Here is a 24,327-nt window from a genome sequence, read left to right as displayed (position 1 = left end):
GGTCACGAACATGGATGTACAGGATCCGGCTCCCGCGGCGCGCGGGCAAACCGGAATCACGGTGGCGCTGGGGCTCGCGATGCTGCTGGCATCGCTCGGCACCAGCATCGCCAATATCGCACTGCCGGCGCTGGTCGAGGCGTTTGCGGCGCCGTTCGCACCGGCGCAGGGCGTGGTCGTCGCCTATCTCGGGGCGCTGACGATATCGGTCGTCGTTGCCGGCCGGCTCGGTGATCGGGCCGGCCTGAAACCCGTGCTCGTCGCGGGTCTGGGCCTGTTCCTGGCGGCTTCGGCGCTCTGCGGCATGGCGCCGGACCTGCGGGCGCTGATCGGCGCGCGGGCGCTTCAGGGCATCGGCGCCGCTGTTCTGATGACTTTGCCCCTGGCGATGATGCGCGAGGCTGCAAGCGAGGCGCGTCTCGGGCGGGCCATGGGCCTTCTCGGCACGGTTTCGGCGCTGGGAACGGCGCTCGGCCCGTCGCTCGGCGGGCTGCTGCTGCCTGTGACGGGATGGCGCGGCCTCTTCTGGGTGCTGGTGCCGCTCGCGGCGATCGCCTTCGTTCTCGCGCTCGCGGTCCTGCCAGCATCCCCTCGTGCGGCGCGAATCCCCGCCGCGCGGGCATGGTCGATGCCGGTCCGGAGCATCGCCCCCAATCTCGTCGTCAACCTGCTGGTGGCCGCCGTCATGATGACGACGCTGGTGGTTGGCCCCTTCTATCTCGGCCTGGGGCTCGGGCTCGGGGAAGCGATGGTCGGCCTCGTCATGGTGGTCGGCCCCGTGATCTCGATCTTCAGCGGCGTTCCCGCGGGCCGGCTGGTCGATGCCTGCGGCAGCGATCGCGTGCTCGCCGGCGGGCTCGTCCTGCTCGCTGCCGGCGCCCTCCTGCTTGCCATCCTGCCGGGTCTGATCGGGGTTGCCGGTTATGTATGCGCCATCCTCGTCCTGACGCCCGGTTACCAGCTCTTTCAGGCCGCCAACAACACGGCCGCGCTGGCGGATGTGCCCAGGGATGGCCGCGGCACGGTTTCCGGCCTGCTCGGCCTGTCCCGCAATATCGGCCTGATCGCGGGGGCGTCCGTCATGGGTGCCGTCTTCGCCTTTGGCGCCCGGACCGGGGATTTCAGCCGCGCGACCTCCGCCGTGATCGCGGCCGGGATGCGGCTGACCTTCCTGCTGGCGACGGGCATGATGATCGCCGCGCTCGGCATCGCGCTTCTGGCGCCGCGCCGTGCGCGATGACCGTTCGCCCGGTGAGGAGAGCCCGCGGGGCGGCGTGGCGGCGGACCGCCACGCCGGGGTTCCGCCTCAGATGAAGCGGAAATCCTCGGCGCCGAGCGCCGAGAGCTGGACATTGCGCAGGGTCAGCGCGGTTTCGTCGTCGATGGTGATGACGACATCGCCGCCCACCTGCTCCGCCGCGCCGAGGAGCGCGGCGGCGTCGGCGAACAGCGCGGACGAGACCGAGAGAATGTCCGCGTCCGGGCCGGAAGCGGCGAAATCCTCGATCACGTCGCGGCCGAACCCGGCCTTGAAGATGAAGACGTCGCGCCCTGAGCCGCCATTGAGGACATCATCGCCCGCCCCGCCCTGCAGGCGGTCATTGCCGCTGCCGCCGGCGAGGACATCGTCGCCGGCGCCGCCGTTGAGGATGTCGTTGCCGCTGCCGCCCTCGATCCGGTCATTGCCGTCGCGGCCGTGGAGTTCGTCGTTGCCGGCGCCGCCCTGGACATGATCGTCGCCCGCGCCGGCATAGACGCCGTCATCGCCGTCGCTGCCGATGACCACGTCGTTGCCGCGCCCGAGCTTCGCGAACTCGATGCCCGTGAACGTGTCCCGCGCGCCGGCGGCGGTGGTGGCGGTGCCGGCCGCGAAATCGAAGGTGATCGCGTCGGTCTCCCATTGATAATCGAGAATGTCGCGCCCGGCGCCGCCGCGGATCACGTCGTTGCCGACCTTGCCGAGGAACTGGTCGTTGCCCTCGCCGCCATCGGCGATATCGGCGCCGGCGCCGGCCTTGACGATGTCGTTGCCCGCGCCGCCGATCAGCACGTCGTCGCCCGCCCCGCCCTTGACGAGGTCGTTGCCCGCGCCGCCATTGAGCATGTCGTCGCCCGCCCCGCCGTCGAGATCGTCATCGCCGCCATTCCCGGCGAGATCGTCGTCGCCGGCGAGACCCTGGATCAGATCATCGCCCGCGCCGCCGGCGAGGCTGTTGTCGCCGGCCGTGCCGATGATCGTCTGGCCGGCGGGCGGCGGAGCGGCCGGCTTGAGATCGACCACGACGACATCGTCGAAACTCAACCCCTGGTTGCTCCAGGAATAGAGCCCGAACGTGCCCTTCTCGTTGCCGTGATCCTCGATCGCATAGGCGAAGATCGGCTCGCCGTTGAGATAGGCGGTGATCTTCTGGTCGAGGATGTCGACGCGCAGGCGCATCGCCTCGCCGGGCTCGTATTTGCCCGGCACCTGGCCGAGGATCTCCTCGACGCCATTGCGCATGCGGAGAAGATTGAACACGCTGCCTGCGCCGTTGCTCGGGTCGCGGTCGAGCACGCCGTCGGCGTCGAGTTCGAGTTTGTAGTAGTTCTGCGCATCGGTGTAGTGGAACAGGAAGCCGAGCCCGTCATTGTCGGGTGTCTGGATCGTCGCCTCGATCGAGTAATCGTCCCATTCGCGCGCGGCGGGGTCGTTGTAGAGCGCGTAGGTGCCGACCCGCAGCACGTTGACGCCGTCGCCGAGCGGCGACCAGCCGCGCTGCCAGTAATCCGGGTTGGTGGCGCCGTCCCAGGTCAGTTCGCGGCTCTGGAGATCGGTGGTCTGAACCAGCCGGCCGTCCTGAACCAGCCATTCGGAGGCCTTGCCGTCGGCGCCGATGCCGCCGAACTCGCCCTCGTCGACGATCGTCCAGCGCGCGAGCGCGGCGTTCGAGGCGAAGGTCTCGGAGACGAGGAGCGCGTGCTTGCCCACGATCTCGACATTGACGCGATCGCTCGCGACCTTGCCGCTCGCATCGGTGACCGTCAGGGTCAGTTCGTGGCGGCCGGCGCCGAGCGCAACCGTCGGATTGGCGCCGGTCGCGATCTCCTTGCCCTGCGCGTCGGTCCAGCGCCAGCTCACGATGTCGGCGAGGCCGAAGGAGCCGTCGCCGTCGAGCGTGACCTCGACCTTGCCGTCGCCGTCCCGGTCGAACAGCCGCTGATCCTCGCCGGCATGGGCGGCGAGATCGGCGCGGGTGACGGCGATGTTGTCGAAGATCGAGGAGCGCTGGCCGCTGGAATAAAGGCCGATCGTGCCGCCCTCGAGCGGATTGGCGGCATCGACCACCGGACCGCCGAACACGTTCCGGTCGCCGAGGAAGACGTTGATGGCGTTGTCGACGATCGCGATCTTCAGCTTCAGCTCGACATTGAACTGGTAGCCCATATGCGCCTCGGCCAGCACGGTCTCGACGCCGTCCTGCACCTTCACGAGCTGGCGGCGGTTGCTCTCGCCGTCCATGGTGAAGCGGTAATGGTTCTCGTCGTCCTGATAGTAGAAGACGAGGCCGATCGTGTCGTTGTCCATCGAGGTCAGGCTGGCCTCGAACACGTAATCCGACCAGGTCTCCGAGCCTTCGCCGGTCCAGACGAGCTTGTTGCCCGCGCTGTCGGACATGTCCCAGAGCGCCGCCTCGGGGGCCGGCAGGCCGGCCTCGGCGTCGGGCCGTGAGAAGACCGTGCCCTTGAGCAGGAAGGCGCCGGTCGCGCCGCCCTGGGTGAGGCCCAGCGTCGCCGGCCCGTAGGTGGGAGCGAGGTTCGGCGTCGTGAAATCGAACTGCGTCGAGTAGATGGTCGGCGGCGTCGGGGCGATGCCGCCTGCAACCGGGCCGCCCAGCGCCGCGATCTCGGCCGGGCTGTAGACCTTGTCGGTCACGAGCAGGCTCGAGACATAGAGCGGCGAATTCTCGCCGTCCTCGTCCGAGAACATCAGCGCGCCCTTGGAGATGTCGAGGCCGAAGCGGTCGGCCGCGACGATCTGCGTGCCGACCAGCGCGCCGTTGATGAATTTCGACAGGGTCATCGAGCCGTTGCCGTTGTCGGCGAAGGTGAAGGCCAGGCGCTGCCAGGCATCATACTGGAAGGCGCCGGGATAATTGCCCGAGATGCCGATGCCGCCGGTGCCGTCGGCATTGCTGCGGATGAAGAGTTCGCCGTCCGAGGCATTGCCGATATCGGTCTGGAACAGCGCCGTGAAATGCGCGGCGGTCGCCTTCGGCACGTAGAGATCATAGATCAGGCTGTAGGAGGTGATGATCGTGCCGCTCGGCACGCCGGGCAGCGGCGTGAGGAAGAATTTCTCGGCATTCGAGAGCGCCGGCACGAAGGCAACCTTGTCACCCGCGCCGAGTTCGGGAATGCCGAAGCCGGCGGCATCGCCGACGACGATCTCGACCCCCTGCTTCGGGCCCGAGCTCCAGCCGGCGGCATCGCCGTCGTTGAAGGTCTCGACGAGCAGGGTCTCCTCGCCGCGCACGATGACCAGGACATTGTCGGTGCTCTTGACGCCGTTCGGATCGGTGATGGTCAGCGTCAGCTCGTGCTTGCCGAGCCCGAGCTCGACCGCGGGCTTCGCGCCGGTCGCGACGATATCGCCGTTCTTGTCGGTCCAAGTATAGGTCAGCGCCTCGGATTTCGGGTTGAGCGAGCGCGAGGCGTCGAGCATCACCTGCGCCGTGTCCGCGCCCTCGCCGGCCTCGACGACGAGATCGTCGCCGGCCTTGGCCATGGCGAAGAGATCCGGCGCGCCGACATCGACATTCTCGAATGTCTCCTGATGGCCGCGATATTCGCCGGTCAGGCCGTCACGGTCCAGCTCCGGCTTGACGCGATAGCCGTCGAGATAATCGTCGAATTCGGTGAAATAGGTTTCGGTCGAGATCGAGTTGTTGGCCGGATCGACCACCACGAGCCGGATCGCGCCGTTGCCGCCGCGATTGCCGAGCGCCTCGTTGCCGTTGCCGGTGATCTCGCGCGAGATGCCGTTCTGGTAATTCACCAGCATCTCGAATACGGGGTTGCCGTACTGCGAGTAGCTGACATTGGTTTCCGCGCCGTCTCCGAAAATATGACCTGAGAAGGTCATGCTGATATTCGGATATTTGGCGAGCAGCTCGCGATAGATCGTCTCGCCGTCATTGGCGCCCTGCGGGTCGCGGCCCATGCCGTAATCGTAGCCGGCGCCCTCGTCGTAGAGCGGGCCGCCGAGCGGATCGTGTCGGCCGGCGTAATCGGTCAGGGCATGCGAGGCGATGATGACGCGATGGTCGAGATGGTCCTCGATGACATCGCCGGCCCAGCGGATCACGTCGTTGCGCGGCCCGAATTCCATCGAGAGCACCAGCCATTTCGTGCCGTCCGGCGCGGTGAAGGTGCTGTAGCTGTTGCGGCTGCTCGCCGGCTCCTGATCATAGACGCCGCCGAAATTGTCCGGGCTGGTCGCCTCCTGCTTGTCCGGCGAGAAGCGATCGTCGAGATGGACCGAGGAATGGTCGGCCGCCGAGCCGCCCGCCGCCTGGTCGTGATTGCCCGGCAGCAGCGAATAGGGGATCTTGCCGTCGAGCTTGCGCAGCGCCGCCTCGGCGATGTTCCATTCCCCCGGCTGGTTGTTCTGCGTGATATCCCCGACATGGATCATGAACTGGATGTTGTGGCTGTCCTTGTTGTCGACCAGCCATTGCGTCATGTCGCCGAAGATGTGCGCCAGCGCGGGGTTGCTGGTGTAATCCTGCGTGTCCGGGAACACGGCGATGGTGTAGGCATTCTCGCCTGCCACGCGGACGCGGAAGAAATCGCTGACCGAATGGCCTTCGGCATCGGTCGCCGTCACCTTGACGTCGGAGAAGCCGAGATCGCCGAAATCGAGCACCAGCTTGCCGTCGGCGCCGATGGTCGCGTTCACCACCTCGCCGATCGCGGTCTGGACGGTATAGGTCAGGCCGCTGCCCTGGAACACATTCGCAAGATCGATCACCGCGTTCTCGGCATCCGGCGTCACCATCATATCCTGGATGCGGTTGACGAGCGCGACCGGCTCCGCCGGCGGCGGTGTGCTCTTGTCGATCATGGAGCCGGGTCCGAAGGTCGGGGCGAGGCTCTGGCCGTCGAAATCGAACTGGGTCGCGTGGCCGGTCGCCGGCGCCGCGCCGAGGATGCCGCCGACCGAGACGCCGCCGAGCCCGGCGATCTCGCCCTCGCTCATCACCTGATCGGTGAACAGGAAGCTGTTGAGCGTGCCCTTGCCGGTCTCGCCGTCCTCGTCGGCCAGGATCAGGAAGCCATTATCGCCGATCGTGAAACGCCCGGCATTGACAACCTGCTGGTCGACCTTCACGCCGTCGATGAACTTCCTCATCGTCGCGGTGCCATCGCCGGCATTCTCCACCGTCACGGCGATGCGGTGCCAGGCATCGAGCGGCGCCGCGCCGTCATAATCGCCGGAAATCCCGATGCCGAAGGTCGAGCCCGTCTTGCGGAGGAAGAAATCGCCGTCGCTCGCGTTGGAGAGATCGGTCTGGAACAGGGCCGCGTAGCCGCCCATGTCGCCGGACTTCATGAACAGGTCGAACACCATGGTGTAGCTCGAGACCGACCCCGCGATGCCGGGATCGACCACAAAACCGTCCTGCGGGGTCGAGGCCGGGAAGGCCAGGACGCCGGAATCCGTGCCGTCCGGCAGGAGCTGGCCGAGAGTGGAGGCGTTGTTGAAGCTTGTCATGTCCGATCCCCGTGTGATCCGCAGGCCGCTGGCACGCCGGGCAGGGTTCCGGGCTCGGGCGGCCGCCGACCGGCGGGGCCTTGCACGCCGGGTCCCGCCCTGGCGGAACTTCCGTCGCGATCGAGCCCGGAACGGCCCGACGTCGAATGGCGGCAGGAGTATGGGCGGCGCATGACAGCTTCTTGAACCAAGCCCTTGCGCTTCCATCGTTTCTATCAATGGGCCTTATTGAAAACATGGCGGGTTCCGGAAGGGGCGCCGGGGCCGTCAAGCCGGACCCGCGTCACAAATCCGCAATCGAAGGCAAGGAAGGTGCCGGCCGATCAGCGGTCCGGATCGATCGGAACTCGCGGGCCGCCCTTGTTGCTTCCGAGGCCGTTCGAGTGTCCATCACGCAGCTCCGCGCCTTTCACGTGGTCGCCGTATGCGGCGGCTTCTCGCGCGCCGCCCGCGAGATGGCGGTCAGCCAATCGACGCTGTCCGCGCAGGTGCGCCAGCTCGAAGCGGCGTCCGGCATCCAGCTTTTTCTGCGCAAGCCGCGCGGCGTCCTCCTGACGCCGGACGGGCAGGCGCTGTTCGACGTCACCAAGCGGCTCTTCGCCGCCGAACTGGAAGCGCGAACCTTCCTGCGCCGGGATACCCGCCAGGCCGGCGGCCATCTCCGCCTCGCGGCGGATGGAGTCTTCCACCCGGTGCCGATCCTCGCCCGCTTGCAGAAGGGGCGCCCGCACCTGACCTTCACGCTCAATATCGGCAATTCCGAGCAGGTGATCGAGCAGCTTCTCGACCATCGCGTCGATGTCGGCATCACCGCGCGCCTGCCCGCGGACCGGCGCCTGCATGTCCGGCCCATGCTGAGCATGGGGATCGGGGTGTTCATGCTCGCAGGCCACCCCTGGGCCGCGCGGACGGGCATCGCAATCCGCGAACTGGCCGGCCATGCCTTCGTGCTGCGCGAGCGCGGCTCCGTCACGCGCGAGGTGTTCGAGCAGAACCTCGCCGAGCACGGCGTCGCGATCGGCCCGGCGCTCGAGGTCACGACGCCGGAAGGCGTCCGGGAGATGGTCGCCGGCGGGTTCGGGCTCGGCATCGTCGCGGATCGCGAGTTTGGCCACGACACCCGGCTGCGCTTCGTGCCGCTGGCGGATGCGCGGATCGCGATCGACGAATACATGATCTGCCTCGAGGAGCGGCGGCGCATTCCGCTGGTGCGCGATTTCCTCGCCTGCGCCGGGGCGCTGTTCGGGCCGCAGGAGATGCAGGCATGCGCGCCATGAACGGCACGAGCGCCATCCCGGCTGTCGTCCTGCCCGCTTCCGCCCCGTCCGGATTTTCCTCCGCTATGCCCGCTGCGGGGCGCGCGCGGCATTCTCGTTCAGGAACCGCTTCCTCATGAGCACATGGATTGCCTCATCGACCGCCAGGCCGCGCGTGTCGCCCACCGCCGAACTGGGGCAGGCCTTTGCCGCCCTGCGCGGCTGGCTGGTTGCGGTGGCTCTGTTCTCGGGGCTCATCAACCTGCTGGCGCTGACCGGGTCGCTGTTCATGCTCCAGGTCTATGATCGGGTGCTGACCAGCCGCTCCGTGCCGACCCTGGTGGCGCTGGCGGTGATCGCCGCCCTGCTCTACGCGTTCCAGGGCATTCTCGACATCATCCGGTCACGGCTCCTGGTGCGCATGGGCTCGCGCGTCGACCAGATTCTCGGCGCGCGCGTCTACGCGGTGACGCTTGCGCTGCCGCTGCGCGGCGGGCGGAGCGGCGACGGGCTCCAGCCCTTGCGCGATCTCGATACGATCCGGGCCTTCCTCGCCGGTCAGGGGCCGGTCGCCATCCTCGATCTGCCGTGGATGCCGGTTTATCTCGCGCTGGTCTTCGCGCTGCATCCGGCGCTCGGCCTGCTTGCGAGCGCCGGCGCGCTCCTGCTCGTGGCACTGACGATCGCGACCGAGATCCTGTCGCGTGGGCCGGCGCGCCGCAGCCAAGGCGAGGCCGTCCGCCGGCAGGCGCTGGCGGTCGCCGGGCAGCGCAATGCCGAGGTGCTGCGCGCCATGGGCTTCGGGCACCGGCTTGCCGCGCGCTGGCTTGGGGTCAATGCCCGCCATCTCGCGGCGCAGGAGCAGGCGAGCGACGTGACCGGCGGTCTCAGCGCGACGTCGAAGGTGCTGCGCGCATTGCTGCAATCGGCGCTGCTCGCGGCCGGCGCCTGGCTGACGATCGCCGGCGAGCTTTCCGGCGGCGCGATGATCGCAAGTTCGATCATCGCGTCGCGGGCGCTGGCGCCGATCGAACTCGCGATCGCGAACTGGAAATCCTTCCTCGGCGGCCGCGAGAGCCGCAAGCGGCTGGCGACGCTGCTCGCCGCGGTGCCGGACGGGCCGGACCCGATGCCGCTGCCGGCACCGCGGCGTGACCTGTCGGTCGAGGGTCTGTCCGTCGCGCCGCCGGGCGCGACGCGGCCGATGGTGCAGAATGTGAGCTTCCAGCTCCAGGCTGGCCAGGGGCTGGGGCTGATCGGCCCGAGTGCTGCGGGCAAGTCGAGCCTTGTGCGGGCGCTGGTCGGGGCCTGGCCGGCGATGCGCGGCGCGGTGCGGCTCGACGGCGCGGCGCTGGAGCAATGGGACCCGGCCGCGCTCGGGCGGCATATCGGCTATCTGCCGCAGGATATCGAGCTGTTCGACGGCACGGTGGCCGAGAATATCGCCCGATTCGACGAGGCGACCGAACCGGCCGCGATCATCGCCGCGGCGCAGGCGGCCGGGCTGCACGAGACCATCCTGCACCTGCCGGAGGGTTATTCGACCCGCATCGGCGAAGGCGGTTCGGCGCTCTCGGCCGGCCAGCGCCAGCGGCTCGGCCTCGCCCGCGCGCTTTACGGCGATCCGTTCCTCGTGGTGCTCGACGAGCCGAATTCCAACCTCGACGCCGAGGGCGAGGCAGCGCTGACGCGCGCGATCCGCGGCGTGCGCGAGCGCGGCGGCATCCTGATCGTCGTCGCGCACCGGCCGAGCGCGATCGCGGCGGTCGATCTCGTGGGAATCATGGCGCAGGGCATGCTCCAGGCCTTCGGCCCGAAGGAGGAGGTGTTGCGCAAGAATGTCCAGCAGAGCGGCGCGACGCCGCACCCGTCCGGGCTCGCCGTGGTCGGCGAGCCGGGGGCCTGAGGAAAGACAATGTCCGGTTCCATGCCTTCTGCCACGCCCCCCGCCCTGCCCTCAGCGCTGCCGGCGATGCGGCGGCTCGTCGCTTTCGGCATCGTGGTGGCGGCGCTGCTGGTTTTGGGCTTCGGCGGCTGGGCGGCGGTCGCGCGGCTTGCCGGCGCGGTGGTTGCGCAGGGCACGGTGGTCGTCGAAACCCATCTCAAGAAGGTGCAGCACCCGCATGGCGGCGTGGTCGGTGCCCTCCATGTGCGCGAGGGCGCCGAGGTGCGGGCCGGTGAATTGCTGCTCAGCCTCGACGACACCGTGACGCGCGCCAATCTCGCGATGGTGACCAAGAGCCTCGACGGGCTGGAGGGGCGCCGGGCCCGGCTGGAGGCCGAGCGCGACGAGGCCGACACGATCGTCTTTCCGGCGGACCTGCTGGCGCGCGCGGCGCATGAACCCGAGATCGCGCGGCTCGTTGCGGGGGAGCGGCGTCTGTTCGAGGCCCGCCGCGCGGCGCGCGGCGGGCAGAAGGCGCAGCTCGGCGAGCGGATCGCCCAGCTTCGGCAGGAAATCGCGGGTTTCGAGGCGCAGATCGCCTCGAAGGACGCGCAGATCGCGCTGATCCTCGGCGAGCTGAAGGGGGTCTCCGAACTCTATGACCGCAATCTGGTGCCGCTGACCCGCCTCGCCGCGCTCCAGCGCGAGGCGGCGCGGCTCAATGGCGAGCGCGGCCAGATCGTCGCGGCGGCGGCGCAGGCGCGCGGGCGCATCGCGGAAACGGAATTGCAGATCCTCCAGCTCGATCAGGAGCTTCGCACCGAGGTGCTCAAGGAGCTGCGCGAGATCGAGACCCGGTCCGGCGAGCTGGTCGAGCGCAAGGCGGCCGTCGACGACCAGCTGCGGCGCATCGAGATCCGCAGCCCGCAGGACGGCGTGGTCCACCAGCTTGCGGTGCATACGGTCGGCGGCGTGATCGGGCCGGGTGAGGTCGTGATGCTTGTCGTGCCGCGCGCCGACGCGATGACGATCGAGGCGCAGATCGCCCCGCAGGATATCGACCAGGTCACGCGCGGCCAGCCGGCCATGGTGCGGCTCTCGGCCTTCAGCCAGCGCACGACGCCGGAGCTTGCCGGCCGGGTGATGCTCGTTGCGGCGGACCTCACCCGGAACCCGCAGAACGGTGCCGCCTATTATATTGCCCGCATCGAACTGCCTGAAAGCGAACTCTCGCGCCTCCAGGGGCTCAGGCTGGTTCCCGGCATGCCGGCGGAAGTGCATATCCAGACCGGGGAACGCACCGCCCTCTCCTATTTCCTCAAGCCGCTGAGCGATCAGATCGCGCGCGCGTTCAAGGAGGATTAGCCGTACGGTCAGCCGGTGCGGCGCACCGAGTCGATCCGGATCTCGGCGATGCCGTGCTCCAGGGTGCCGCGCGAGAGCGTGACCCGGTTGCGGCCGGCGGATTTCGAGGCATAGAGCGCGATATCGGCCTCCTTGACCACCTGCTCGCCGCTCATCCCCGGCGCGCCGTTGGCAACGCCGATGCTGGTCGTGACATCGAGCGGCCCGGCGGAGGTCTCGAAGGGCGCATTGGCGGTGGCGAGGCGGATGCGCTCGGCGATGAAGCCGGCCTCGGAAATTGGCGCGCGGACAAGAAGCCCGAATTCTTCGCCTCCAAGCCGCGCGGTCATCTTGTCGATCGCGGCGGCGCGGCGGGCGAATTCGCGCAGCACCTCATCGCCGGCATCGTGGCCGTGGGTGTCGTTGATGCGCTTGAAATGGTCGAGATCGAACATGATCAGCGAGAAAGGCCCGCCCGCCTCGACGAGCTTTTCGAGATCGGAGAAAAAGGCGCGGCGGTTCCTCAGCCCGGTCAGGGCGTCGTAGGAGGCGAGATGGATCAGTTCGCGCTGGGCGTTGATCAGCCGTCCCGCCGCCCGCAGCCGCGCGAGCAACTCGCTCGGGCGCGGCGGCTTGGTCACGAATTCGTCGGCGCCGCAATCGAGCGCCTCGACCAGCTTCGCCTCGTCGCGCGAGGAGGAGAGCACGATAACATAGACCGGCCGGTTCTCCGCCACCGCGAGCTTCGCCTCCCAGCACAATTCGAAACCGGACATGTTGGCGAATTCGATCGCCGTGATCAGTACCTCGAACTCGGCACCCGAGCGGATGAAATCGAGCGCGATGTCCGCGTCGCCGGCGCAGACGACCTGATGGCCGTCCGGCTCGACGATTCCGGCGATGATTTTGCGGCCGATGGCGCTCGGCTCGGCGATGACGATGCGCATGGGGTGAGGAGTGCTCCCGGACGTCCTCCCGACCCATAAACGCCTATCTTAAAAATTGCGCTAATTTTCGAAGAAAACAACCTTTGATTGCTACCAGCCCGCGCGACCTGCGGAGATACGAACGCGCCGTGCGTCGATATCGCAACGCCGGCCGGAGGTGGCTTGCCGCCCGGCTGCGCGAAATATTGATCGTGCGGCAGAAGCCGGCCGGCGGCTGGCTGCGCGCCCTGCCATTGTCCCGCCGCGAGACCTTACCCTGGCGTGTTGTGCGCGCTGGCGCGCATCCGCATTGTCTCAGTTGGAGACGCGAATGCCCGCCCGCTCGATCACGCCCTTCCCGCGCGGGCGTTGCATCCGGCGCATGCTGCCAGTTCTTGCGTCAGCGCGCAGGAGGCGGGGCTGATCCAGCGCATGGCGAGGAGGATCGCGATGCCGGCGCCGTCCCGCTGCGGGGGCAAGCTCAGATGCCGGTGCCCTTGTTGACGAATTGCAGGCTGTAGGCGCGGGAGATGTCGAGCCCGGCGGGGAAGATACCGGCGGCGGTCATGTCCCGGTAGAAGGTCAGCCAGCGCGCGCCGGTCATGGCGCCGATCCCGAGCTTGAGCGCATCGCCGGAGAGCACGATGCCCTTTTCGTTCATCGACCGGACCGCGAAGGCGATCCTGTCATCGGTCATGTCGGGATTGTTCTTCTTGATCAGCGCGTTGGCGGCGGCGCTGCCTTCGCCGTTCTTCATGTAGGCGGCCCAGCCCTCCAGCGTGGCGGTGACGAAACGCTGCACGAGATCGGGCTTCTCCTCGACCATCTTCCGGCCGATCGCGATCGTGGCCGAATAGGGGGCGTAGCCGGAATCCGCGAGAAGATGCACCACCGGCTTCACCCCGCCCTCCTTCTCGATCACGTAGGGCTCGGCGGTCAGGTCGCCCTGCTGGCACATCGCCTTGTCGGCGAGGAAGGGCGCGGTGTTGAACGCATAGGGGCGGATCTGGGTGTCAGAATAGCCGAACCTTGCCTTGAGGAACGGGTAGAAGGAGGCGCGCCCGGCCGCGCTGATCAGCATAGGCTTGCCCTTGAGCGCCGCGAGGCTGTCATTGCCCTGGCCGGAATGGCAGATGATCACCTGCGGATCCTTCTGGAAGATCGCAGCGATGCAGAGGATGGGCAGATTCTGCTCGACATGGCGGATCGCCTCGAAGCCGGAGGACATGATCATGTCCACGGCGCCGGCGATCAGGAGCTGCGACGGGCTCAGTCCCGGCCCGCCGGCGCGGATATCCGCCTCGATGCCGTATTTCCGATAGATTCCATTGGCGACGGCGAAATAGAACCCGCCCTGTTCGGCCTGGGCGCGCCAGTTGGTCTGGAAGCTCACTGTGTCATGCGTCTGCGCCCGGACCCGCGCGCCGAAAACAGGCGCCAGCAGCGCGCCGCCGGCAAGACCGAGCGCCCTGCGCCGATCGATGCGGAATTTCATGGTCATGATCTGCGCCTCTGCCTGCCGTTTCATGCAGCGCCCGCGCGCCGGCTCGATCCCCCAAGCAACCCCTATGCCGGATATTTCTCGCGCACGGAAGCGGGCGGCCCCTGGCACGCTTCAGGTCTCATGCGCCTGCTTGGCGCCGCCGCGGCCGATCCGCTATCCTGCCCGCGGAGCAAGGTCCGGGACATGCGCAAGGCCCACTGGTTCGATTTCACGGCACGCGAATTTGAGGCGCTCGACACGGCGCGCGCGATCGCGATCCTCCCCATCGCCGCCACCGAGCAGCATGGCCCGCATCTTTCGGTGGGAACCGACACGCTGATCGCCGGCGGGCTGGTGGCCGAGGTCAAGAAGATCCTGCCGGCGCAGCTCCAGGTGCTGTTTCTCCCCGTCTTCTGGGTCGGCAAGTCGAACGAGCATCTGCGCGCTCCCGGCACGATCACGCTCTCGGCCGAGACGCTGATCCGCGCCTGGACCGAGATCGGCGAAAGCGTCGCGCGGGCGGGCATCCGCAAGCTGGTGATCGTCAATGCGCATGGCGGCAATGTCGAGGTGATGGGCATCGTCGCGCAGGAATTGCGCGTGCGCTGCGACATGCTGGTGGTGCAGACCGCCTGGCACCGCCTCGGCGTGCCGGAGGGGCTGTTCTCCGAGGCAGAGACCCTGTTCGGCATCCATGGCGGCGATTACGAGACCAGCGTGATGCTCCATGTCGCGAAGGACAAGGTGTGCATGGAGCGGGCGGAGAATTTCGTGCCGGCCTCGGTGCGGATGGCGCAGGAATACCGGCATCTGCGCATGACGGGGCGCACCGCCATGGCCTGGATCGCCGAGGATGTCCATCCCGAGGGCGTTGCGGGGGAAGCGCATCTCGCCACCGCCGCCAAGGGCCGCAAGGCGGCGGAATTCCAGGCGGCGCGGTTCGTCGAGCTGCTTGAGGACGTGGCGCGTTTCCCGCTCGATCAGCTCGCCTGACGCGCCGCCAGCATCCGCCGGTAGAGCACCTCCAGCCGCGCTGCGTGTGCCTCCGGAGACGGCGGATCGGCCTGGTAGGCCGCCCAGGCCGCGGCGCCCATCGCGGCGGCCCGGCTCTCGTCCGCCAGCCGGTTGAGGGCCGCTCCGAGCGCGCCGCTCTCGGGCTCGATGACCAACCCGTCGATGCCGTCGCGGATCCGGGCCGAGCCCCCCGCCCGCGCGGAAACGATCGCCGGGATGCCGAGCGCCTGGGCCTCCGCGATCACCATCGGCCCGGTCTCCGGCCAGAGCGAGGGCGCGACGAGGCAGCGCGCCTCCGCCGCCAGCCGCGCACGGACCTCGGCGCGCGGCAGCCAGCCGGTGATCTCGGCAGTCGGGTTTTAGGCCAGGATCGCCGCGCGCATCGGGCCCTCGCCGATGAAGAGCGCCGGCACTCCCGCCATCCGCGCCGCGCGGGCGACGAGCAGCACGCCCTTCTCTTCCGTCAACCGGCCGCAATAGACGATCCTGTTGCCGGGATGTGCGCGCGGCGCCGGGGCGGGCGCGGTCTCGATCGGGTTCTCGATCACCTCCTGCCGCCATGCGCCGGGCAGGTCGGCGCCGATCGTCCGGCGTCCGGCCTCGGAAACGTGGATCGCGGTGACATCCTGCCCGGCCAGCGCCCGCGCCGCGGCGAAGCTCCGCGCGATCCGGACAGCCTTGTGCGCCCTGCTCCGCGGATCGCAGGGCGCGAGAAGGCAGGGCAGCGACATCGGCCTCAACGTGCAGGGCTCACGCCGGTCGAAGCGGAACTTCAGGCCCGTGGGACAGGCGATGAAATAATCATGCAGCGAGATCGCCAGCGGCAGGCCGGCGGCCCGGATCGCCGCAAAGGCTGCGGGCGAGAAGCCCCTTGTCCATTGATGGACATGGATGAGCGTATCCGGCCCGCGGAGAGGAGCCAGCACGGCGGCGAGATCGCGGGCCGCAGCGCGGTTCCAGATGCCGTCGCGCGCCGCGCTGGCAAAGGGCTTGTCCCAGACATCCCGCCCGCCGAGGCCGATGCGCGTCAGGTTCGCAACGCCCTCGAACCGGGCATCCCCGCTTTGCCCTACCGCGTGGAGATAGGTGATCGCGTGCCCACGCCGCGCCAGCGCCACGGCCGAAGCGATCGCCACCTGCGGCGCGCCGCCTTCGGCGAAAGCGTGATCGGCAAGGATGACGATGCGCATGCGGCCTTCCATGCCGGGTGCCTAGCAGGAAAACCTTCGTTTCGCGTTAGCGGGCCATGCCGCCTAGCCCTCGCAATGCAGGGCGACGAGCCGGTCGAGCAGCCGCACGCCGAAGCCGGAGGCCCAGCCGCGATTGATCTCGGTCTGGGGCGAGCCCATCGCCGTGCCGGCGATGTCGAGATGCGCCCAGGGGCAGCCGTCGACGAAGCGCTGGAGGAATTGCGCGGCAGTGATCGCGCCGCCGTTGCGGCCGCCGGAATTCTTCACATCGGCGAATTTCGAATCGATCTGCTTGTCGTATTCCGGGCCGAGCGGCATGCGCCAGAGCTTTTCGCCGGTCTCCTGCCCGGCCTTGAGGAGGCGTGCGGCGAGGTCGTCGTCGTTCGAGAACAGGCCGGCATGCTCCTGCCCGAGCGCGACGATGATCGCGCCGGTCAAGGTCGCGAGATCGACCATGAATTTCGGGTTGAACCTGTGCTTCACGTGCCAGAGCAGATCGGCGAGCACGAGCCGCCCCTCGGCATCGGTGTTGATGATCTCGATCGTCTGGCCGGACATCGAGGTGACGATATCGCCGGGGCGCTGGGCGTTGCCGTCGGGCATATTCTCGACAAGGCCGATCACGCCGATGACATTCGCCTTCGCCTTGCGCAGGGCGAGCGTCTGCATCAGCCCGACGACCGCGGCCGCGCCGGCCATGTCGCCCTTCATGTCTTCCATGCCCTGGGCGGGCTTGATCGAGATGCCGCCGGTATCGAACACCACGCCCTTGCCGATGAAGGCGGCCGGTGGCGCCTTCTCGTCGCGGGCCCCGAGCCATTTCAGGATGACGACGCGGCTCTCCTGCTCGGAGCCCTGCCCCACGCCGAGCAGCGCGCGCATGCCGAGCTTCTTCAGCGCCTTCTCGTCGAGCACGTCGATCTCGACGCCGAGCTTCTCGAGCGCGGCGGCGCGGCGGGCGAATTCCACCGGGGTCAGCACGTTCGGCGGTTCGTTGACGAGGTCGCGGGCGAGTTCGACGCCGGAGAACGCCGCTTCGCGCGTCTTCGATTCCTTGCGCGCGGCGGCGGCGACGCTGCTCAGGATCTGGATGGAGGCCGGCCCGTCTTCGGAATCCTCCTCCTTCTTCTTCGTCTGGTAGCGGTCGAAGCGGTAGGCGGCGAGGCGTAGGCCGAGCGCGAGATCGGCCGCCTCGCCACCGTTGAGCGGCCGTTCCGGCAGGTTGGCAAGCAGCGAGACCACCCGCCCCTTCGGCAGCCTGGCATGGATCTGGCCGCCGATCCGCACGAAATCGCGCGGCTTCGCGGCCTCGCCCTCGGCGGTGCCGACGAGCAGCAGATGCGCCGGGCGCTCGCCGAGCCCCGGCTCCGCCGGCAGCGCGAGCATCTGCCCGGCCTTGCCGGCGAAGGATTCCGCCGCCGCCGCCGCCTTGATCCGCGCCGCGACGCCGCGGCCGAGCCGCGCGGCGCTCTCCGCGCCGAGCGCGCCGTCCTTGCCGAGGAAGACCACGACGACGGGAGCCAGAGCCTCGTCCGGGCCGGCGAAGGTGATCTTCAGGGGAGCGGGCATTCTCGAACCTCTCGGGCGCTTTTCGGCCGGCGCGCGGCGGGATTCCGACCGGGAATCAGGGCAATACCAGGATAAGGTGGAACGGCGCACCATGTCCCGCAAGATCATTCCCCGCAAGGCCGGCCGTGGCCGGCCGTCACCGGCCTTGCCGCGCCTTTTTCGCCGCTGCCTTGCCGTTGCCCGGATTTCGGGGCAGAGATCGCGGCGGGAATGGCGGCGACCCCGCAATCCGCCGTCCGGGGACAGGAATGCCGCTCGTCGAGCGCTACATCTTTCGCATCGCGACAAGCGCGTTTCTCGCCTGCCTCGGCGCGCTGACGGCGGTGATCTGGCTCACGCAGGCGCTGCGCGAGCTCAACCTGCTGACGAGCAAGGGCCAGACGATCCTGATCTTCTTCCAGGTGACGCTGTTCGGCCTGCCGGCGCTGGTGATGATCGTGGCGCCGCTCGCGCTGTTCATCGCCATCCTCTACACGCTCAACCGCCTCAACGGCGACAGCGAGCTGATCGTGATGAATGCGGCCGGGATCTCGCCGATCCGCATCTTCCGCCCCTTCGCCATCCTGACGCTGATCACGAGCCTCGTCGTCGCTGCGATGACGCTCTACGCCATGCCGGAGAGTTTCCGCGCCCTGCGCAATCTCGTGACCAAGATCCGCGCCGATGTCGTCTCGCGCATCGTCCAGGAGGGCAAGTTCGTCAGCCTCGACCAGGGAATCATCTTCCATTTCCGGGAGCGGCTGCCCGGCGGGGCGATGGGCGGGGTGATGATCCACGATTCCCGCGATCCCCGCCTCGCCTCGACCTATCTCGCCGCGCGCGGCCAGATCGCGGAGGTCGAGCAATCGCTCTATCTCGTGCTCGAGCGCGGCTCGATGCAGCGGCAGGATCGCGAGCAGCGCGAGAGCGCGGTGATCGCCTTCGAGCGCTATGTCTTCGATCTCGACCAGTTCGAGCAGGCGGCGGGCGGCCCGGTCTCGCTCAAGCCGCGCGAGCGCACGACCGGCGAATTGCTGTTCCGGCTCGACCGCAACGACCCCTATGTCGCCGCGATCTATGGCCGGTTCCGCGCCGAGCTGCATGACCGCTTCACCAACCCGCTCTATCCGTTCGCGACCCTGGCGATCGCCTTCGCCGCGCTCGGTTCCGCGCGCACCACCCGCCAGGGGCGCGACGCGGCGATCGCCGGGGCGGTGGCGGCGCTGGTGCTGATGCGGATCGCCGGATTCGGCGCCGCGAGCCTCGCCGTGCGCAGCCAGGCCGGGGTGGCGCTGATGTATCTCGTGCCGCTCGGGGTGACCCTCGGCGGCCTGATTCTCGCCTATCGCGCCTTCTGGCCGCTGCGTCGGCGGCGGTTCGCGGCCTTCGACTGGACGGGGCTCCTCGCCCGGCTGCGCCCGGCGGCGGGAGGCGCGCGATGATCGGCGCGACGCTCGGCCTCTATTTCGCGCGGCGCTTCATCGTGGCGTTCAGCATCGTGTTCGCGACGGTGTTCGCGCTGATCTACATGCTCGATTTCGTCGAATTGATGCGGCGCGCGGGCGATGCCGTCGGCGCCGGCACCGGCACGATGGCCAAGCTCGCCTTCTTCCGCGCGCCGGCGATCGCCGAGCAGGTGATTCCCTTCAGCATCCTCTTCGGCTCGATGGTGGCCTTTATCGGCCTGTCGCGCCGGCTCGAACTGGTGATCGCGCGCGCTGCCGGGCTTTCGGCCTGGCAATTCACGCTGCCGGCGCTCGCGGTGGCGATCCTGACCGGGTTCGCGGTGATGATGGCCTACAACCCGGTCGCGACGCTGCTGAAGGACCGTGCCGGCGCGCTCGAGGCCCAGATCTTCCGGCGCGGCGGCGTCACGCTCGGCGGCGAGATCTGGCTGCGCCAGCGTTCCGTCGACGGCGAGGCGATCCTGCGCGCGAGCGCCTATGACCCCGAGACCAACCGCCTGCGCGGCGTGACGGCCTTCGTCATGGACGATGCCAACCGGCTCGTGGAACGGATCGAGGCCCAATCCGCCGATCTCCGGCGCGGATATTGGCGCTTCCGCCAGGCGCGGGTGATTTCGGTCGATGTCGAACCGGGGCAGTTCGAGACCTATCTCGTCGCCTCGAACCTGACAGCGGACGAGATCCGCTCGGCGCTCGGCCCGGCCGCGGCTGTGTCATTCTGGTCGCTCCCCGCGATCGTCGAGCGGCTGGAGCTTGCCGGGCTCGATGCGACACGCTATCGCCTGTTGTATCAGACGTTGTTGGCACGGCCGGCTTTGCTGGCCGCCATGGTTTTGCTTGCCGCTTGTTTTTCGTTAAAGTTTTTACGGTCTGGTGGTCTGGCACAGATGGTGTTGGGTGGCGTGAGCGCAGGGTTCGGCCTCTATATCGCGACATCGATCGCGGGAGACCTCGGGAATGCGGGGGTCGTTTCGACGACCTTCGCGGCCTGGGTGGCCCCGTCTGTCGCCTCCGCGCTCAGCGTGCTGACCCTGCTGCACCGGGAAGACGGCTGATGATTCCGCTTCTTCCCCACGATCCGCGATTCTGGTTAACGATCCGCAAAGGCCTGCTGGCCGGCGTCGCCACCGCCGTGCTCGGCGCTGCCCTGCCGGCTCCGGCCGCCGCGCAGACCTTCAACGACCGCCTCGCCGCCCGCCAGCAGGCGGACAAGCAATCGCGGATGCTCGTCGATGCCCGTGAGGTGGTCTATGACCGCAACAACGATCGGGTCGCGGCCGTCGGCGACGTGCAGATCTATTATCAGGGGCGGATCCTCGAGGCGGATCGCGTCACCTATGACCGCAAGTCCAAGCGCGTCTACGCCGAGGGCAATGCCCGCCTCACCGAGACCGACGGTACCAAGACCTATGGCGACCGCTTCGACCTGACCGAGGATTTCCGCGACGGCTTCGTCGATTCGCTGCGCGTCGAGACGCCGACCGACAACCGCTTCTCCGCGAGCCGTGCCGAGCGGACCGGCGGCGAGACGACCGTGTTCCAGCGCGGTACCTTCACCTCCTGCGCGCCCTGCAAGGACAACCCGGAACGGCCGCCGCTCTGGCAGATCCGTTCGGCGCGGATCATTCACAACAATTCCGAGCAGCGCGTCTATTACGAGAACGCGACGCTCGAATTCTGGGGCGTGCCGGTTGCGTGGTTCCCGTTCTTCTCGGCGCCGGACCCGACAGTGGCGCGGAAATCGGGCGTGCTCGCGCCGCGCTTCGTGTCGCGCACGAATCTCGGCTACGGCGCCTCCGTGCCGCTCTATTGGGCGATCGCGCAGAATTACGACATCACCTTCACGCCGACCTACATGTCGCGGCAGGGTTTGCACGGGGACGTGCTCTGGCGGCACCGGCTGGCGCACGGCTCCTACAATATCCGCGTCAACGGCATCTGGCAGCAGGACCGGCTCGCCTTCGAGCGACCCGCCTATGTCGGCGCCGGCGACCGCACCTTCCGCGGCTCGGTCTCGACCAAGGGGCGGTTCCTGCTCAACGAGAAATGGACCTTCGGCTGGGATGCCTCGCTCGCCACCGACAAGTTCTATTTCACCGATTACAAGATCAAGCCGGGCAATATCAGCGAGACCTTCTTCCGTGAGGTCGTGTCCTCGGTCTATCTGCGCGGGCGCGGCGAGCGGAGCTGGTTCGACCTCTCGGCCTATCATTTCCTCGGGCTCTCGACTTCCGATTGGCAGCCGCAGATCGGGGCGACGACGCCCGCCTTCGATTTCGACCGGCGCTTTACCCCGGGAACGATCGGTGGCGAGCTGCGCCTCACCGCGAATGCCGCCGTCATCAGCCGCGACGCGGCGCTGTTCCAACCGATCCAGCAGGCGGGGCAGCCGAACTTCACCCCGCAACAGCTGCTCTACAGCGCCAGCGAGGGCTATTACTTCGCCTGCCGCTATACCGACACCCAGACCAAGCAGGTGACCGGCGCCTACCGGCCGGGAAGTTGCCTGCTGCGCGGCTTCGCCGGCCAATATGCGCGCGCCTCCACCGATCTCACCTGGCGCCGCCGCTTCATCGATCCGATGGGGCAGGAATGGACCCCCTTCGTCGGGTTCCGCGCCGATGTCGCGACGCTCCAGGTCAACCAGAACGGCTATAACGGGCCGAACGACACCTTTGGCGGGCTCGGCTACGGCAATCACCAGCAGGGCAATTTCTTCGGCGGCAATGCCGACAATTTCCTGGCCCGCGCGATGCCGACCATCGGGCTGGAATATCGCTATCCGTTCTTCGCGCTGTCGGATTTCGGCACGCATTATTTCGAGCCGATCGCGCAGCTCATCGTCCGGCCGAACGAACAGCGCATCGGCAACCTGCCGAACGAGGATGCGCAGAGCCTCGTCTTCGACGAGAATTCGCTGTTCTCCTGGAACAAGTTCTCGGGATACGACCGCGTCGAGGGCGGCACCCGCCTGAATTACGGCGCGCGCTATTCGTTCAACGGCAGCAACGGCATGTATGCGAGCGTTCTCGTCGGCCAGTCGCTGCATCTTGCGGGCCGCAATTCCTTCGCGCAATACGATCTCGTCAATACGGGGCGCGACAGCGGCCTCGAATCGGGGCAGTCGGATTTCGTCGGCGCGGCGACCTTCCAGCCGAACGCGACCTCGGCCTTCACGACGCGGGCGCGGTTCGACGAACAGAATTTCGGCCTGAAGCGGCTCGATGTCGAGGGGCGGACGACGCTCTACGGGCGCGCCACCCTTTCGGCGACCTATTCCCGCATCGCGCCGCAGCCCGAACTCGGCTACACCCAGCGGCGCGAAGGCATCGCGCTCTCGAGCCGGATCCTCCTGCCGAAAAGTTTCTACGCCACCGGATCGGTGCTGTTCGATCTCGACCGCTACCTCACGCAGCGGATCGTCAACCCGGCCGCCGATACTTCGCGCTGGAGCGTGAGCGGCGCCTCGGTCGGCCTCGGCTACCGCGACGAATGCACGGATTTCGCGATCCAGGCCAGCCGCTCCTACAATTACTCGAACGGCCAGGACCCGCATGTCACGACCGTGCTGATGCGGCTCGTGCTGCGTGATGTCGGCGGGACCTCGATCTCGCAGAGGACGAACAATTGATGCATGCCAAGGCCGCCCGCGGCGCGCCGGCCCGGTCCGTGCCGCTTCCGCTCATCCCGTTGCCGCCCTCGCCCCTTCCGCTTGTCCGCCACGCCGCGATACTGGCGGTCCTCGCGCTGCTGCTGGCGGGCCTCGCCGGCCGGCCGGCCGCCGCGCAGGCGGTGCTGGCGCTCGTCAACAGCCGGCCCGTGACGAGCTTCGATGTCGAGCAGCGCATCCGCATCGCCCAGATCGTCGACCGGCGCCGGCTCGACCGCAAATCGGCGCTGACCGAACTCGTGGATGATCAGGTGAAGCTGATCGAGGCGCGGCGGATCGGCTATCGCGTCACCGAGGAGGGCGTCGAGCAGGAATTCACCAAGATCGCGCGCGGAAACCGGCTTTCGGAACGCGAATTCGAGGATGTGCTGAAGCGGAGCGGGCTTTCCGCCAATGCCCTGCGCGACAAGATCCGCGCCGATCTCGCCTGGTCGATCCTGCTGCGCGACCGGATCCGGCGCGGCACCCAGGTCTCGAACGAGGAAGTCGAGCGCGAACTCGCCGAGCGCCAGCGCAATGCCGGCGTCGTCACCGAATTCGACCTTCAGCCGGTGGTGTTCGTGGTGCCGCGGGGCGGATCGCCGGCCGCGGCCGAGCGCGCTGCCGCCGCCGCGCGCGCGCGCTTCACCTCCTGCGAGACCGGGCTCGACGAATTGCGCACGGCGAAGGACGTTGCGTTGCGCCCGGCCATGCGGCGGACCAGCGCCGAACTGCCGAAGCCGCTGCTGGACCTGCTGAACAAGACCCCCGTCGGGCGCATGACGCCGCCGCAGCGCAGCGATCAGGGGATCGAGATCGTCGCGGTCTGCGGCAAGCGCGAGCGCGACAACAGCGCCACACAGCGGGCGAATATCGCGGCGGAACTGGCCGAAAAACGGATTTCCAGCAATACCAAGGCCTATCTCGAGGAGTTGCGGAAAAAGGTCGAGATCCGCTACCCGCGATGATCGACGCTCTGCCGCCGCTGCGCGAGGTCATCCGGGCGCATGGGCTCGAGGCGCGCAAGTCGCTCGGCCAGAATTTCCTGCTCGATCTCAACCTGACGGCGAAGATCGCCCGGCTCGCCGGGCCGCTCGCGGAGCATGTGGTGGTCGAGATCGGCCCCGGTCCGGGCGGGCTGACGCGGGCCCTGCTCGCCGCCGGCGCGGCGCATGTCATCGCGGTCGAGCGCGATCCGCGCTGCATCGGCGCGCTGGAGGCGGTGGCGGCCGCCTATCCCGGCCGGCTCACCCTGGTCGAGGCCGATGCGCTCGCCTGGGACCCGCGGCCGCTGCTCGCGGGCCGGCGGGCGCGGATCGTCGCCAACCTGCCCTACAATATCGGGACGCAATTGCTGATCGGCTGGCTGCGCGCCGAACCCTGGCCGCCCTTCTACGATTCGATGACGCTGATGTTCCAGCGCGAGGTGGCGCGGCGGATCATCGCGACGCCGGCGAGCCCGGAGGAATACGGCCGGCTCGCCATTCTCGCCAATTGGCGCTGCGAGACCCGGGTGGTGCTCGATCTGCCGCCGGCGGCCTTCACCCCGCCGCCCAAGGTCAGCTCGAGCGTGGTCTCGCTCGTGCCACGTGCGGCGCCGGCGCCCTGCCTGCTCACGGCGCTCGAACGGGTGACGATGGCCGCCTTCGCCCAGCGGCGGAAGATGCTGCGCCAGAGCCTGAAATCGCTCGGTCCGGTGCCGGCCCTCCTGGCGGCGGCCGGGCTCGACGGGTCGGAGCGGCCGGAGACGCTGCCCATCGCGGCGTTCCTGGCGCTCGCCAACGCGCTGGCGCTTCAGGGCTGAGCCGTTTG

Annotated in this window: 16 protein-coding genes; 10 read left to right on the top strand and 6 right to left on the bottom strand. The window is 68.4% G+C overall.

What is annotated here, in order from left to right; all coding sequences use genetic code 11:
* Window positions 1–10 precede the first annotated feature (10 nt).
* Window positions 11–1,240: an MFS transporter gene (locus FWJ24_RS07130; protein ID WP_150287116.1), complete on the top strand. Its 1,230-nt coding sequence runs from the start codon at window positions 11–13 to the stop codon at window positions 1,238–1,240.
* Between the two features lie 66 nt (window positions 1,241–1,306).
* Here FWJ24_RS07130 and FWJ24_RS14590 read toward each other — a convergent pair whose 3' ends face one another.
* The gene (locus FWJ24_RS14590; RefSeq protein ID WP_166443616.1) at window positions 1,307–6,754 is read right to left on the bottom strand and encodes a 3-keto-alpha-glucoside-1,2-lyase-like domain-containing protein; all 5,448 of its coding nucleotides are present in this window, start codon (window positions 6,752–6,754) and stop codon (window positions 1,307–1,309) included.
* Between the two features lie 383 nt (window positions 6,755–7,137).
* Between FWJ24_RS14590 and FWJ24_RS07115 the strand changes: the two genes are divergently transcribed.
* The 3 genes from FWJ24_RS07115 (at window position 7,138) to FWJ24_RS07105 (ending at window position 11,260) form a co-directional block, all read left to right on the top strand.
* Window positions 7,138–8,031, top strand: a complete 894-nt coding sequence (locus FWJ24_RS07115) for a LysR family transcriptional regulator (RefSeq protein WP_150287115.1) — start codon at window positions 7,138–7,140, stop codon at window positions 8,029–8,031.
* Between the two features lie 115 nt (window positions 8,032–8,146).
* Window positions 8,147–9,916 carry a type I secretion system permease/ATPase gene (locus FWJ24_RS07110; protein ID WP_150287114.1) on the top strand — a complete coding sequence of 590 codons (1,770 nt, stop codon included), beginning with the start codon at window positions 8,147–8,149 and terminating at the stop codon, window positions 9,914–9,916.
* 9 nt (window positions 9,917–9,925) lie between these two features.
* Window positions 9,926–11,260, top strand: a complete 1,335-nt coding sequence (locus FWJ24_RS07105) for an HlyD family type I secretion periplasmic adaptor subunit (protein WP_150287113.1) — start codon at window positions 9,926–9,928, stop codon at window positions 11,258–11,260.
* Window positions 11,261–11,268: 8 nt separating this feature from the next.
* Here the strand turns inward: FWJ24_RS07105 and FWJ24_RS07100 are convergent, their stop codons facing one another.
* Together FWJ24_RS07100 and FWJ24_RS07095 are read right to left on the bottom strand one after the other, a co-directional pair.
* The gene (locus FWJ24_RS07100) at window positions 11,269–12,186 is read right to left on the bottom strand and encodes a diguanylate cyclase domain-containing protein (protein ID WP_150287112.1); all 918 of its coding nucleotides are present in this window, start codon (window positions 12,184–12,186) and stop codon (window positions 11,269–11,271) included.
* 460 nt (window positions 12,187–12,646) lie between these two features.
* A complete protein-coding gene (locus tag FWJ24_RS07095) occupies window positions 12,647–13,666 on the bottom strand; it encodes an ABC transporter substrate-binding protein (RefSeq protein ID WP_150287111.1) in 1,020 nt (339 codons plus the stop codon).
* Window positions 13,667–13,852: 186 nt separating this feature from the next.
* Here FWJ24_RS07095 and FWJ24_RS07090 point away from each other — a divergent pair, with 186 nt between their 5' ends.
* Window positions 13,853–14,641 (top strand): creatininase family protein, encoded by a 789-nt coding sequence (locus tag FWJ24_RS07090; RefSeq protein ID WP_150287110.1) that lies wholly within the window; start codon window positions 13,853–13,855, stop codon window positions 14,639–14,641.
* Here the strand turns inward: FWJ24_RS07090 and FWJ24_RS07085 are convergent.
* The 3 genes from FWJ24_RS07085 to FWJ24_RS07075 all read right to left on the bottom strand — a co-directional run bounded on the left by FWJ24_RS07085 (window position 14,629) and on the right by FWJ24_RS07075 (window position 17,421).
* Complete coding sequence (locus FWJ24_RS07085; protein ID WP_150287109.1) at window positions 14,629–15,006, bottom strand: glycosyltransferase; 378 nt, start codon at window positions 15,004–15,006, stop codon at window positions 14,629–14,631. The genes FWJ24_RS07090 and FWJ24_RS07085 overlap by 13 nt on opposite strands.
* Before the next feature lie 15 nt (window positions 15,007–15,021).
* Window positions 15,022–15,852 (bottom strand): glycosyltransferase family protein, encoded by an 831-nt coding sequence (locus FWJ24_RS07080; protein ID WP_166443615.1) that lies wholly within the window; start codon window positions 15,850–15,852, stop codon window positions 15,022–15,024.
* Window positions 15,853–15,915: 63 nt separating this feature from the next.
* Entirely contained in the window at window positions 15,916–17,421 is a 1,506-nt protein-coding gene (locus FWJ24_RS07075) for a leucyl aminopeptidase (RefSeq protein ID WP_150287107.1), read from the bottom strand.
* 248 nt (window positions 17,422–17,669) lie between these two features.
* On the opposite strand from FWJ24_RS07075, the gene lptF reads away from it, so the two are divergent.
* Genes lptF through rsmA form a run of 5 tightly spaced genes read left to right on the top strand, consistent with a single transcriptional unit; the run spans window position 17,670 to window position 24,319 of the window.
* Entirely contained in the window at window positions 17,670–18,842 is a 1,173-nt protein-coding gene (gene lptF / locus FWJ24_RS07070) for an LPS export ABC transporter permease LptF (RefSeq protein ID WP_246155594.1), read from the top strand.
* Window positions 18,839–19,921, top strand: coding sequence for an LPS export ABC transporter permease LptG (gene lptG, locus FWJ24_RS07065; RefSeq protein ID WP_150287316.1), 1,083 nt, complete (start codon window positions 18,839–18,841; stop codon window positions 19,919–19,921). Before lptF ends, lptG begins: the two co-directional genes overlap by 4 nt.
* Window positions 19,921–22,497: an LPS-assembly protein LptD gene (locus tag FWJ24_RS07060; protein WP_150287106.1), complete on the top strand. Its 2,577-nt coding sequence runs from the start codon at window positions 19,921–19,923 to the stop codon at window positions 22,495–22,497. Before lptG ends, FWJ24_RS07060 begins: the two co-directional genes overlap by 1 nt.
* Window positions 22,497–23,483, top strand: coding sequence for a peptidylprolyl isomerase (locus tag FWJ24_RS07055; RefSeq protein ID WP_150287105.1), 987 nt, complete (start codon window positions 22,497–22,499; stop codon window positions 23,481–23,483). Before FWJ24_RS07060 ends, FWJ24_RS07055 begins: the two co-directional genes overlap by 1 nt.
* Window positions 23,480–24,319 (top strand): 16S rRNA (adenine(1518)-N(6)/adenine(1519)-N(6))-dimethyltransferase RsmA, encoded by an 840-nt coding sequence (gene rsmA, locus FWJ24_RS07050; RefSeq protein WP_150287104.1) that lies wholly within the window; start codon window positions 23,480–23,482, stop codon window positions 24,317–24,319. Before FWJ24_RS07055 ends, rsmA begins: the two co-directional genes overlap by 4 nt.
* Window positions 24,320–24,327: the final 8 nt, after the last annotated feature.

Source organism: Rhabdaerophilum calidifontis (assembly GCF_008641065.1).
Taxonomy (GTDB): domain Bacteria; phylum Pseudomonadota; class Alphaproteobacteria; order Rhizobiales; family Beijerinckiaceae; genus Rhabdaerophilum; species Rhabdaerophilum calidifontis.
This window is presented reverse-complemented; position numbering and strand designations above follow the sequence as displayed.